Source organism: Komarekiella delphini-convector SJRDD-AB1 (assembly GCF_014831675.1).
Classification (GTDB): domain Bacteria; phylum Cyanobacteriota; class Cyanobacteriia; order Cyanobacteriales; family Nostocaceae; genus Komarekiella.
The window spans coordinates 66716-79898 of sequence record NZ_VJXY01000004.1; the positions used below are offsets into that span (position 1 = coordinate 66716).

Here is a 13183-nt window from a genome sequence, read left to right on the forward strand (position 1 = left end):
CTCATGTGAAATTGACGACTTGAAATCGGAGGTATAATTATGACGACAACCCAATCTCACCAATCCTTGCTTGAAAGTTGCATAGAGGCTTGCTTTGATTGCCTACGCGATTGCGAAAACTGTGCCGATGCCTGTTTAAGTGGCAACATGGTACAGATGATGGCTCAATGCATTAAGTTGTGCCGAGACTGTGCTGATACTTGCGCTCTGTGTGCCCGTTTTATGTCTCGCAATTCTGCTCTTCATGCTCAGATGTGCGGAGTCTGTGCGGAAGCTTGCAATCGCTGTGCCAGTGAATGTGAAAAACACGACAGCGACCACTGCAAACGCTGTGCTGCATCTTGCCGTCGCTGCGCCGAGTCTTGTCGCCAAATGGCTACAGCAATGGCGTAAGTATCTATAATCGCTGACTGCTGGATTGCAAAATAATTATCAGATATACTACGCCATGTATTACGTAGATTATTGGCTTGACTTTACCTCGTAAGTAACCCAACAGAATTAATTACATTACTGATTCTCTACTAGGCAAGAATTTCAACCCATATTTTGTGTAATTAATTCTGTGCCACTACTTAATACATGGCATTTCTCAGAACCACTACCGAGTATTACACGGTATGAGCAGGAGATAGAGAAGCGATTAGCCCAGCTACGCCCGTGAGTAGCATTGGAACAGGAATGGAATGTATGCCATTCAGCCATCACCTCTCACTTTCTTGAAATGCCAACTCCAACGAAAACGGTAGACACCCAGGATTGACAGCTGCCCACTCGTTGGCTTCTGCAATTAGAGTTTCGTTACCCGAATCGAGGTAGAATTGCATTTTGGCACTTTGCTCTAAGCGATCGCGTTCCATGCCTCCAATTAACCGTCGCGCAATCAGGCAATACTCTCTTGCTAAACGCTTGGCATGAGATGCTGCTTGGAGTCGCAACTTAGTTAGTTTCTTCAGTTCTGACAAAGCGAGAGTTTCAGCTGGGTCGCTTGAAGGTGTACTTTGCTCGCTAACTTCGGCTTTTCGTGACGTTTCAGGTGGCACAATTGCAGGTGTAGATGCGGTAGGTGGAATACTGGCAGAATTGATTAATAAGTTTTTATTATTATGATTTTCGGATGTGCTGGGGTTAGAAAGGTATTTAAAATCCTTATCTGAATTACTTTCAACAACATTTTCAGCTAGTTCTATAATATTTAAAGAAGCTAATGAGCTATAAGAATTATTGACACCTGAAGTACAAGACAAATCTTCTGGCTGTAATAAATTCAATTCTTCGGAACTAATATTAATTCCCTCAGAATTATCTTGTACCTGTGGTACAAAAAATTCTCCTTCAGACTCGATAACTTCTTCAAAACTAGCTGCTGCCAACTGCCCTGTAGGGGCATCGGCAGCAGGAGATAAGCAGTTACAAAAAACCTTCATATAGTAAGAATGAGCGTCATTTTCTTTTTGATAAGGGTTTTCAGCACTTTGTTTTGCAAATGAGTTTTGAAAACTATTAAATTGCCCGTCATTACTTGATTGATAAGGGTTTAAGCTATTTTCTACCCAAGGATCTAAGATGTAGCGCGTAGGATGCCACAAATGCAAGTGCTTTTGTAATGTCTCTTGTGAGATAGTTTTGTGAAAACGGCGCTTGTACTCAGCACGTATCGCTTTCCCCCGTTCAGTAGCCCCTACTGGCAACCCACTATCCCACTCTATTACCCTTACTACTATCTGGATACGCCGTTGAGCTTTTTGGCTGCTTTCCCAGTTCATCTGCTGGCGACGGTCAAATGGAATTACGTTGTCTTTGGATTGATTAATGCTCTTGATATCTGCTATGGCTTCTGCAAAGGTCTTGGCGAATGTACCCAACAGCCGTTCAGGATAACTAACGTAGGCGCTGTACCATTTGTTGCGAATTGTGCATTCTACCCAATGCCGCACCCTAGCTTCGATTTCGTGTTGGTGTCCGCAATATTGGCTATAGCCGGGGGCGTTAATTGCAGTAGAGAGGCAGAATTCGACTAATTCCTCACCCGTTAAGTCTAAAAAGACGATTCCGTAGCCTACGAAGATTTGTAGGAGGGTGTTTGTTTGTCCTTTTCCTGTCCAGCCTGTGGTGATGATTTCTTCCCAGTTGGCACGCCACTGTGCAGCATCAGCAGACTCTTGCTTACGATATCTCTCCCGTGAAATTTGTTTTTTGGCTTTGTTCGCTACCTGTTTTAGTTTAGTTAAATCTTGCCGACTTGCTGCGCGATCGCAATAGTCGAGGAAGATAGAAATGGAGTCACTAATTGGTTGCAGGTCGTCATCAAGTAAAAACGACCCGCTACCCGGTTGCATGGGGCAACGGATAGCCTTGTAGTTAGTTATTTGTTTAGCACTATATGGTTTGGTGTTGGGGAAGATTTCTAGATGTCCAAGACGCAGGATAAAACCTACATTTCTTAAGGTAATCTCTAGGGCGCAGGCTAGGGAAAAGGTGGGCAGGGAGGAAGCAAAGGTTAGGATCAGGTGATAGCCACCACTAAAGCTGGACTGGAGGATGATGATATCGACTATGCCGATGTCCTCTAGCACCGCTTTGATGCGATTTATGGATTCAATGTTGTGGTAGTCGCCTTCTAGGTCTAAATCGATTGTGGCGTAACGAGTTGTGTCGTTAAAGCGCAGACCTACTAGTTTCGACTTGTCTTGGTGCAGGTTCCACAGTTGGGAGGGTTGGAGATAATAATCGATAGTGCGCCATGCTGATTTTACACCTTGTACTTGATTTGGGGCAACTATCGCCCCAAATGGATGCCAAAAGCGCTCTACGTAGCGTTTGCCCACGGATTCTGCGGGCAGGTGGGGTTTGATTTTCTTTTTTGAAGGTTGTGAAAGGCTTAATTGGGTCTTATTCTCGGCATCTGCCCCGAAATTTTCTTGGAACATGAGTGACTGTCCTGATGATTTTTGTGCATCAGGTAGTCTCGCTGTTGGTCAAAATGTGTTAGCCTAAATTTGAAATTTTATTTTGAATTAAGCGGTTGGTTATCCGCTTGTTGGAGGCGACTGGTAATCGTCTCGTGGTTGAAAGCAAACAAAGGTTTATACTTGTTTAGGCTTAGACATACGTAGGCTTAGGCTAAGATTTAGTCCAACACGCTTCACCAACAACAATGCGACTACCCAACTTTTTTTTGGTAATTATTTAAATGAGGCAGTTCGAGCGAAGTTGTCACTAAATCGACAAAAGAGTTTTGGGATAACAATGCAAACCTAGTAACACCCACAAGTGTCACCCCACATTGGCTCTTATTAGTACAACTGGTGAAGATGAAATTACTCATACTCCACCACGGAGTTAAAAAACAAAAAACAGTCAAATATCTTGATACGAGTTCAGCACTCAAAACAGTGAACTCGTACTGTAATCAGTATTGAGATGTTAATCTAGTAAGTAATGTTAAATTGTGGGATAAATTCTCTGCTAGATTAACTGCTTACAGCTACCTATGCAGCACAAATCTTATCCTTTTTTCTATTTGTAGAAACTTCCATTGCTTTCATTTGGGTCTTATAATCTTCCCAAGTTTTTTCAAATACGTCCGACTCATACATCCGCAATAAAACCTCCTCTTTATCAGTTAGATTAGGAAGTTTCAACAACTCCGCCAAAGATACCTGAACTGGGAAAACATCACTAAACTTTTGCATTAAGTGAAATATTCTCTTCCTCTGTGATGCAGATGGTTCATCCTGCAATTCTGCATCAATTTGTCGCGGACGGAGATTCACAATTTCTAGGCTCATATTCACTAAATTCCTCAATCCAAACACAACAAACTCATTAGTTATACCAATAACCCGTCCCACAATTTCCAATTCGGGCCGCAGTCTCTTCTTGAATTGATATACTTGGTCAAGCTGGAAACGTCGAAACGGATTGCGTAGGCGTAGCCCGTCGCAGACATCGCCATTCAGCATCCAAGCAATACCATCGCCTATACTACCTATCTCATCTGCCTCCAGAAGGTCTATTACCTGGTAACAGATATCTTGATTGCAAACAAATTTGTACGCTGCATCAATACTTCGGTTAAATTCTATCTCCAGTGCAACAACTGCCTTAAATTTTTCCATTTCTCGTAATTGAGAAATTAGTTCAAAAACTTTCTTGCCCTTGTGATAACTACCAACACTTATATTTAGGTTTTCTGAAACCTCCTGAATCACGGGTTTACCCTTCTTTAATTGAGACTTACTCTCATTTATCGAATGATTCAAATTTGAATACTTCGATTCATTCAAACGACGAGCGCTCTCCCTTTGTCTTTCTTTCGCTTGGGGACGAAGTACGCTCTCCCAGTACTGCCCCTCGTGAAATTTCTGGTAATGAGTCTTCCCACCTTCCCGATGGAGATTAAAGTCAAGCACTAGTTTCAAATCTTCTTCAGGCGAACCAGACTCGACAAATTCCACTTTCACAGTGGAAATCCCTAACTGGCGAGCTATCTGCAAACGACACTTACCTGCCAAGACTACATTAACACCAGTACGTGCAGATACCTTTAAAGATTCAAGAATCCCTTTTTCCGAGATACTTTTTTCTAAAGCCGGACGTTCCTCATTCTCACCATATATTTCTATCAGCTTCGGATGAACAACCAACTCCGCAGGCGAAATATATACGATTGCCGGATTCTGCACCTCAGACATATTTATACTCCGGTTCACAAATTGTCAGTCAAAAGATAATTTCAAGAAGTGAAAATCCCAAAAATCAAGCAGAAAAAGCCTATACAGCAACATTTACAGCGCTTCTATCCCTTGGGAAAATTGATTATTTTAAAAAATAATTAATTCTTGTAAATACCAAAAATTACCTACCAGAAGATTCTCTTTGAGAGATTTTCTCCCGCAGTAACTATTATTCTCAACCCATTGACAACTAATACAACTGAAGAGATATTTAAGGCACTGATATTGGCACAAAAAGCATCTATCCGAAGAAAGATTTGTAAAACTGTGTAAACTCATGATATGATGGCTCTAGATAACTAAATTGACAAAACAAAATTCCGTCCTGTCTTAGTGACAGGTGGGTTTGTTTTTTTCTCAAAGCCCTGTTTGCACCAGGGCTTTGAGTGAATTTTTAGGAAAAATGGACTCTACAAAAAAAGTATATCAGGCTTAATTCCATTTGGCAAAATTGTACAGTAAAGAGGGGTAAATTTTTAGATGCCTCGTCTTCAAATACTAAATTCTATTGAAAAGCAAGCACTAGAGCACATAGCAGCGACCAGCAGCGATGAAGTTAGCAAAAGAGCGAAAATTCTGCTGGGACTAAACGAAGGCAAAAAATATGTAGCCTTAGCCCAAGAGATTGGCGTAACCGAAAACTCAATAGCAAAGTGGAAAAAAAGATGGACATCAAGTACCATCTTGTCACAAACCCAGGAGTCGGCGATCGCAAAAGCTAACGAGGTATTAGGTGTAAACGTAGGCAGACCTAAGAAGTGCAAAAGTACAGAGGCGAGCAAAATCGTCGAAATCAGCGAATGGAGCAAGAACCGAAAACCCAGTCGTTCAAAGCACCATTACCATACGCAGGTAGCTGAGGAAGCTACTCGGAGGGGATTACCGACATTATCGCCAAGAAGTATAGGACGCATTTTGGAAGCTCAACCTCAATAGAAAGAATCATCAAGCAAGAACGATCCTATCTCGAAGAAGTAGTTTTGAAATCCCAGTTTTTACCGAGGCTTTTCATCAAACTCTAAGCAAGCATTTCCACAAACTCGACCACTTGAGCAGAAATCACTTGTTGTGCGATCAGAAAGTCAACGAGTCCATCGAGTTTTTTACGGTTGTAGACGGTAGAATAGCCTTGAATCTGGCGTTCCTTGCAAAACTGTCGCAGTTTCCGCGCACCTAAACCCAAAAGCTTTTTCCTCTCTTCCGTAACATCTATTAGCACAAGTTGTCTGGCTTCATCCGCAAACCTAGTTTCAACAACTGACGGCGCAGTTTCAATAATCGAAGATTCTGGTTGAGAAAATTCTTTCTCATTAGAAACAGCACCAATCACAGTCAAATCCCCCTGAGTTTCCAAAACTGGCAATTCTTCAGAAATCACCGCAGCGCTATTACTAACTTGAAGTGATGCTGATTGAGCAGGGACAAAAATCACGTACAAGATTGGGAAGATAATCAAAAACAACTCGATTGGAAACAAAACATCGTTAACAGATTGCACAAAAGGTGATATCGCAAAAGCAGACATAATGTGATTCCTCCATGAATTACTGATGGGCGGCGTTGTAACGGCTTGCCACCCAGTAGCGGGGGGAAACCCCCGTACTGAGTGAAAACTTTTACACGTATCCCATCCACCAGTAGGAGGAAGGAGGGTAAATTGCCTTTAAGCAATTAGACGAACCAAGTTTTCCAAAATTTGCAGATGTTGAATTTTATAAATTACCAATCCAAGATACAGAAATTACAAAAATGCGATTTTTCCGACTTGCACCCGCAGCTTTTAGAAACTTCCTTATTCATCCCAGCACTCCAGATTTTTTACTCTTAAGGTAGTTGACGTAACTAACCAAGTTGTAGTTATATTTGAGTTCTTGGGGAACAAAAGTTGAGTAAGGATGCAGCGCTACACCATCACGACGAAAGTGATGACAGGGCGCATATATATCAAAAAATATGGATATCTCATCACCATCAACCTCTATTTGGGCTATGCCTTTGAGTTCCTTTGCAAACTCTGAAACTTGCCCTGATGCTACGTAGTCAAAGACCACTACATTTCGAGTGCGGAAATACTGGATGTAGGAAAGAAGTCTCACTTCCGTACCAAGCTCAAGCACTTTGTCAGAATGTTTCAGCAAGATACCGGAATAAGAAAAAGAAAACCTACGATTAGCGTATTCATCCCACAAAATAAGGTCGCCGTACAACTTGCAAATATTCGCCTGATTGGACGATATTTCTCTATTTAAGTTTTCGACAACACCATCATCTTCAAATGGAAACAACGCCTTACGTTCATCCCATTGCTTATCTGGACAGCAACCATCTTCAAACCATCCGTATGGATGAATGCCACAAACAATATTATTGGCACCATGCAGTAACTTACACCCAGCACATACTTGCAAATAGCAAGAAGTAAATTCTTCGCTATTAACTGCATTAACATAGCGTCGGTGTATCTCTAAATGCTCCTCTAAAGCTTTACAAGGTAAAGGCTTATATGAGGAAAAGGTTTGTCCAATTAATTTGTCTGGATCGGTTTCGTCATAGATTACTGCCAAGTCGTCAATATGGTGAGAACGTAATTCTTCGTAAAGTACCAATTTTCGATACGGTTCTTCTTCAAATCTGCAAACAACCAAGCCCTTTAAATCAGAATATCCCTCAAAATTCATCACCGTGTAAGTGTAAATCAAAGGTACACTATTAGATTTTTCAAAGCTCTTAGGTTTTATTAATACAAGCGGTTTTGTCTCAGCTATTTTTGCGGTTTCTCTACTCGAATTAGTTTCCTCCGATTCTTCAACAACACTTAAGAAAGCACCGCCCAAGGAAGCAACAATAATTCCGGTAAAGCCCAATACAATAGCACTAATGCCGATATAGGCTATTTGTTCAGAGCGTTCTTTCTCAACGATTGGGAATCCGCCCTTAGCTAAGTACAATAAGCCCAGTCCAGAAAAAGTTGCTATAGCGCCCAAACCAATAGCAGTCAAAGACACCATTCCAAAAGCAGCATTAAAGTTCCTCAAGCAATTAAACGCAAACTTCTTCAACATAATTCATCCCTCCAAAATGCAGGTTACAAGGTTTTTAATTACTCTTGCCCCGGCATGAATTGGGATTTGCTGAGAACTACACTACTAACCTACCCCTTACTCTATTAACAATTCCAAAACTATTAATAGATTCGTACTCGTTAATTTTCAGTATCGGCAGTAGTTTCATCCTCAAGAGTGATAGCAAGAGTCGAACTTGCTTTATTGCTTAAAACAACACTCCACCCAGAGCGGAATATCACCATAAAACGATATCTAAAAGCCATATATCTACTGTCCAAAAGTCCAAGTATTAGTTTCGTTTAATTCCAATTTTTCAAAATAGTTAGCAAAACCTGGAAAATGAAAATATTCTAGCGGCATTCGAGATATTAATAGTAAAGAAAAATTTTCTAATTGAGCTAACTGTTGTAATCGAAATAAGTCGTTGCTAAAAGTATTACTAACAAAGTGTAATCTATCAAAGTTATCTATCACCAGCAGCCTATTATAACCATCAGATAATTTGCTTATGATATTTTGCCAATCCTGCTGATAGTAAAAGCTGAAGCTAATAGGAATAATGTTAAATAGATGATCCACACTAAAAGGATATTCAAGATTGAGGTAAACAGACTCTAAGTTAATATCCTTGAGTAAACAGTTTTTAACAGTAAGAGTCTTACCAATATTTGGCTTGCCCCATAGGTTAATATTCTTGCCTGCATTTACCTGATCGATTAACTGACGGTAGTCTTTATAACGTAACATTATCGTCATCCTTTAAATTCAATATATCCATAAATTAAATTGATACTAAATATGCGATTTTTTGGCTATACTTTTCTAAGCTGTTTCGGGAAAATTGGTTAGATACAATAAAATTATCTAACAGGAAATCAGGTGATTGTGAAAGTCTCAACAGCACACCATCATCACCACTACTGCGATGATAATAATGAACTACAGGCGATTGGATAACTGTCAAGTTATCGTTACGGATTGCTTGTCCTGTAACCAGACCATCCATGATAAATTTGGCGGCAGCAGCTACGTTATCGCCATCTCTTCCAAAATTTTTGAGATACCAATGAAATTCCATCCAAACTGTACTATCCAAACAAAATTCACATTCTCTAACAAATTCACCAATTAAATTTGTCCAATACTTCTTAAGTTCAGCGCTCGCTTGCCAACCCGACCGTGCCTGGTTAATAATTTCGTTCATACTAGGGGGTAAAGGCATCGTTAGTTCAAATATCATCTTCCTCACCACCTTTCAAGCTATTTAAAAATTCCTCAACAACGTTTCTGAATTTCTTGTATGACCTACCATCTTGGCGGGATAAATTGAATACCGCTTTGACAATTTCATCAAGTTGATAACCCTTTTGATACAAATTAAAAATTGAGTTTCTTGCTTCTTCGTCAAGCTGTACTTTAAAACTAAAACTACCCTCAAAATCGGTCTTAGACTGCTTAATTTTAGTAACAGCAGTGGCTTTAGATTTACCAGTGTCATTACTACTCTCGCCATACAAACTAGCGACAAATTCATCAAAGTCTAACCCAGATTTCCAGGCTGTATAGGGGTCGTTCTGGTTTTTTGCTTCCAAGAGTAACTGCTGGAAGTATTCAGGGTCTTCATCGTCTGCCACATAAAGCGCCTGAAGTCGCATCACCTCAGTCGTCTTGTACAAAAAATCTCCGTACCCCAATAAATACACCGCACGCTTGTCTTTATCGTCCCCAAGAATAATACAGCTGTCTTCAGGGCGGGTTGTAACAAAGGCTGTCTTGGCTGGAAAGTTTGAGCGAATCAACGGGTCTATCACGTTTTTGTCAGGTCGTTGGGTGTATAAAAGTACGTGAATCCCCGCACCACCTGCTTTTGCAAGCAACTTCATCAGTGCAGTCTCAATGCGATCGCAGTAGTTATCATCAGAAAGTAGATCGAAACACTCGTCAATTAGACAAATCACTCGCGGCATGACAAAATCAGGTGCGAACCGTAAGTTGTACTGTGCGATCGTTTCAATACTGCTGTGGCGCTCAAATTCCTGGTAGCGCAATTCCATCTCTTCAACCAAGTAATCGAGTAAGTTAGCGGTAGACTCTGCATCACGCGCAACTGGGGCAACAAGATGGGGAAGCCCATCAAATTTACCAAAGGTCACGCGCTTGACATCCGAAAGCGCCAACCGAACAACAGAAGGGGGATATCGCCGCACTAAATACAAGATTGCTGCTTTCTCAAACTGCGACTTTCCTCCCCGCGTCCGCCCACCACCCAGGATATGAGTCACGTTATCGCTATAAAGGGGAATTTCGACATAAGTGCCATCAACATCAACACCACCGGGGATAGATACTGAATGAATGTCAGGTTCGCCCTCAAAAGTAAAGTAATTGCGGAAATAGGCAAATTGTCTGTCTAACCGGGGTATATCAAATACAACTCCTCCAGGCACTACACTCACCATTGGTGCAACTTTCAAGCCTAACTCTTCACCAAGCTGCTGTACTAAATCATTACCGATGTCTTCTACTTTCTTATAACTAACACCCCGTCCCAGTTTTACCCTAATACGGTTAAAAGTAGGGCCATTTTTAGCATCAACATACTTAGCATTAATATTAAAATCCTCTAAGGTATCAACTAATAGTTTACCCGCCTGTCCCATAGTTAAAATATTTGAATTAACAATCTCATTATCTAAATATTTAGGCTCTCTTAAAATAATTGCTCCATCTCTTGCCTGCTTTAAATCTATTGGTTTACCTGTGGCACGCGCAACAAGCACTGCCGTTCGGCAGCAATAGTTTTTAATGAAGTTATCTCTGGTTTGATTAGCTAAATCAGTAAAGTAACTAATTGTTTCATTACTTAAAAATAAATTATAAAGATTCTTTTGAACTACTTCATAGCCAATCTGCTTGAGATAAATATTTTTGATTGATTCTATATATTCAAATAAATCTTCGATTGGCGATCTACTAACTATCTCAATCATTTGTTGATACACGTTATTTTGCTCCCACTGCGATGGCATCCGATTGAGATGAATATATTCAAGTGCATAACGTACAAATTCATATTGGTTTAAAGTACAGTGTTCTGCACATATTGATAATACTTCTTCATCTTTTGTACCTGCAATTACTGATTCGTATATTACCTGAAATAAAAATTCTAAATTAAATTCAACAACTGGACGTGATAATTTTGCTCTAAAATCAATCTGCTTTAAAACTGTTTCAGCATAAGAAACCATTGGGTCAGGTAAAGCTTCCCGTACATTATCTATAATCTCTTCATTGTCCAAACCATCTTGTTTGGCCTGTACAATTGCAGTCAAAAGCTGTTGTTTTTGAAATTCAATATTAGCATTATTGTCATTATATGTTAGTGACATTATTTTTTAATTATTATAATAATAAAATCATGGAATCATCAAATAGAAACTACTATCAAAAGTCAATGAACCTAACTTAAAACGTAAATGGTACAAACCTTTATCCTATTTTCGACCTTCATAAACTACCAGCATTTTTTGATAATAATTACGTAACTCTTTTATACTGCGTGGATTTTGATTGTACGAGTTGCAAATAAGACTGGCCCATACCCTACCTACTTTACACATAGCAGTATCAAACCTTCCTGCTTCAATGTCACTTAAAGCATTATTACGACGAATATATTCAATTGCCATCTTGTCCTGAGAAGCTGGACTAAAATCCTTCAAGTTTAACTTTGGCTGAATGTCATACCAACTTTTATCCAACATTTGATAAGCGCCAGCCGCAGTTGAACAAACATTTTTACCATTAATAGGAGCGCACTGTTTCTTTAATGGGTGTGTAGAAAAATTATTAAAAGTTCCGTTAAATACTAACGTGCGGTAACTTTCTGGTTCACTAGTTCCTGTTTCTGCCCAACGAATTGTTGCTAAAAAAGCACTCAATCGTGGTGAATAAGGATATGGTGAGTAAGAACTTGTACTAACTCTTCCTCTTAAACTATTTAACGACGCTGAAGAAACACCAGTACTTTGAGAAATTGAAAAATAAATTCCCAAAGTAATTAAGGAAGCAGTTGACAAATGAATGGGTTGAAAACGAGATAAAAATTGATGGCGAGGACTCAAAATCAACCCACCTAAACCACCAACAATAAACCCAAATTTCCAACTATCAAGTGCTTTACCAAAACTACGCACCTGACAGACCGTATCTGCACCCTTTGATACCAATCCACATGGTAGTGAAGCTACTCTATAAGAAAATGCAATAGAGCAAGCTGCACCAACCAAACCTGATATAAAAATCGGTACAATTTGCATTTCTCTTACCAATAGCTAAATAACCTTCAACGATTAGTTAAATACTCGTGTAAATAAGGGCGGGGGTTCTGCGCTACACCATTAACTTGAACTTCAAAATGTAAATGCGGCCCCGTTGAAAAGCCTGTACTACCCACTGCTGCAATCATCTGCCCGCGCACAACCTGTTGTCCCTGCTGTACATACAGCTGACTGGCATGACCGTAGAGAGTAGATAAACCTCTTTGATGCTGAATAATAACTGCTTTGCCGTAACCACCCTTGTCGCCTGCAAAAACTACTCGACCAGCATCAACCGTATAAATTGGTGTACCTTCTGCTGCACCAAAATCCATCCCCGCATGAAACTTGCGATCGCCTGTAATGGGGTGTGTCCGCCAACCAAACTCTGAGGTAACAGGAGAACCAGGCGCAGTTGGAAAAGCAATTCGACCATTATTTAAAACCTTGTTACTAGTTCTGGGTAGTATTAGACCCTGGAGAGATTTAACTAACAGTTGAGATTCAATCCATCCAGAAACCTGGGGAACGACCATAGCTGCAATTACAACTGAAGTTGCGATCGCATATCTCCAATTTGCACTCGAACTAGTATCAACCGTCTCATCCAAACTAGTTACAGTCGAATTGCTAACCTCTTTGTCACCGTTAGTTTCAAAGATTATTCGCATTACCTCAACGCCTTTTTGCATTAGCAGGAGAAACCTGCCAACAACCAATCTTTGCAGTACTCAATACTTCCTCAAAGTCATTCCTAACCACACGGCAGTTAGGAGAATTTAAGCCATCTCCAGATGTTGCAGCTTCTCTAACTTGAGGGGAGTAACGTGTAGGAACAGGAGTAGGGACAACAGCCGACGATGAAAACTGAAGCTTTTGTGCCAACGCCACAGCATTACGCCAGTTGTAAAACTGCAAATATCCCGGTTGCAAGATATCTGCAATCCATACCAGCAGTACGAACCAAAAAATTGCCTTTACCACAAGACGTACCGAGAAGTATAGGAGCCGCGTTTTTCTAAAGCACAGAATAAACACGAATCAGACAGTTTTAACT

The 13183-nt window shown here is 40.2% G+C and carries 13 protein-coding genes; 2 read left to right on the forward strand and 11 right to left on the reverse strand.

The features are described 5' to 3' along the window. Positions 1-39 precede the first annotated feature (39 nt). A complete protein-coding gene (locus FNW02_RS05450) occupies positions 40-393 on the forward strand; it encodes a four-helix bundle copper-binding protein (protein ID WP_191756551.1) in 354 nt (117 codons plus the stop codon). Between the two features lie 311 nt (positions 394-704). On the opposite strand, the gene FNW02_RS05460 is transcribed toward FNW02_RS05450, so the two are convergent. Together FNW02_RS05460 and FNW02_RS05465 are read right to left on the reverse strand one after the other, a co-directional pair. Beyond that, positions 705-2930, reverse strand: a complete 2226-nt coding sequence (locus tag FNW02_RS05460) for a hypothetical protein (protein ID WP_191756553.1) — start codon at positions 2928-2930, stop codon at positions 705-707. Positions 2931-3491: 561 nt separating this feature from the next. Continuing rightward, positions 3492-4697 carry a ParB N-terminal domain-containing protein gene (locus FNW02_RS05465; RefSeq protein ID WP_191756554.1) on the reverse strand — a complete coding sequence of 402 codons (1206 nt, stop codon included), beginning with the start codon at positions 4695-4697 and terminating at the stop codon, positions 3492-3494. A 522-nt stretch (positions 4698-5219) separates the two neighbouring features. Between FNW02_RS05465 and FNW02_RS05470 the strand changes: the two genes are divergently transcribed. Beyond that, positions 5220-5675: a helix-turn-helix domain-containing protein gene (locus FNW02_RS05470; RefSeq protein ID WP_191756555.1), complete on the forward strand. Its 456-nt coding sequence runs from the start codon at positions 5220-5222 to the stop codon at positions 5673-5675. An 82-nt stretch (positions 5676-5757) separates the two neighbouring features. On the opposite strand, the gene FNW02_RS05475 is transcribed toward FNW02_RS05470, so the two are convergent. The 9 genes from FNW02_RS05475 to FNW02_RS05510 all read right to left on the reverse strand — a co-directional run bounded on the left by FNW02_RS05475 (position 5758) and on the right by FNW02_RS05510 (position 13110). Then, the gene (locus tag FNW02_RS05475; RefSeq protein ID WP_191756556.1) at positions 5758-6264 is read right to left on the reverse strand and encodes a hypothetical protein; all 507 of its coding nucleotides are present in this window, start codon (positions 6262-6264) and stop codon (positions 5758-5760) included. 271 nt (positions 6265-6535) lie between these two features. Beyond that, on the reverse strand, positions 6536-7801 hold the full coding sequence (locus tag FNW02_RS05480; RefSeq protein ID WP_191756557.1) for a hypothetical protein: 1266 nt from the start codon (positions 7799-7801) through the stop codon (positions 6536-6538). A gap of 140 nt (positions 7802-7941) precedes the next feature. Beyond that, the gene (locus FNW02_RS39470; protein WP_263627717.1) at positions 7942-8067 is read right to left on the reverse strand and encodes a hypothetical protein; all 126 of its coding nucleotides are present in this window, start codon (positions 8065-8067) and stop codon (positions 7942-7944) included. 4 nt (positions 8068-8071) lie between these two features. Beyond that, a complete protein-coding gene (locus FNW02_RS05485; RefSeq protein ID WP_225225444.1) occupies positions 8072-8560 on the reverse strand; it encodes an ATP-binding protein in 489 nt (162 codons plus the stop codon). A 25-nt stretch (positions 8561-8585) separates the two neighbouring features. Next, positions 8586-9044, reverse strand: a complete 459-nt coding sequence (locus FNW02_RS05490) for a RusA family crossover junction endodeoxyribonuclease (RefSeq protein WP_191756559.1) — start codon at positions 9042-9044, stop codon at positions 8586-8588. Then, positions 9034-11196, reverse strand: a complete 2163-nt coding sequence (locus tag FNW02_RS05495; RefSeq protein WP_191756560.1) for a DNA translocase FtsK — start codon at positions 11194-11196, stop codon at positions 9034-9036. Before FNW02_RS05495 ends, FNW02_RS05490 begins: the two co-directional genes overlap by 11 nt. Before the next feature lie 105 nt (positions 11197-11301). Continuing rightward, positions 11302-12126: a glycoside hydrolase family 24 protein gene (locus FNW02_RS05500; RefSeq protein WP_191756561.1), complete on the reverse strand. Its 825-nt coding sequence runs from the start codon at positions 12124-12126 to the stop codon at positions 11302-11304. A 26-nt stretch (positions 12127-12152) separates the two neighbouring features. Further along, complete coding sequence (locus FNW02_RS05505) at positions 12153-12797, reverse strand: M23 family metallopeptidase (protein ID WP_225225445.1); 645 nt, start codon at positions 12795-12797, stop codon at positions 12153-12155. Between the two features lie 4 nt (positions 12798-12801). Further along, a complete protein-coding gene (locus FNW02_RS05510) occupies positions 12802-13110 on the reverse strand; it encodes a hypothetical protein (RefSeq protein WP_348535366.1) in 309 nt (102 codons plus the stop codon). Positions 13111-13183: the final 73 nt, after the last annotated feature.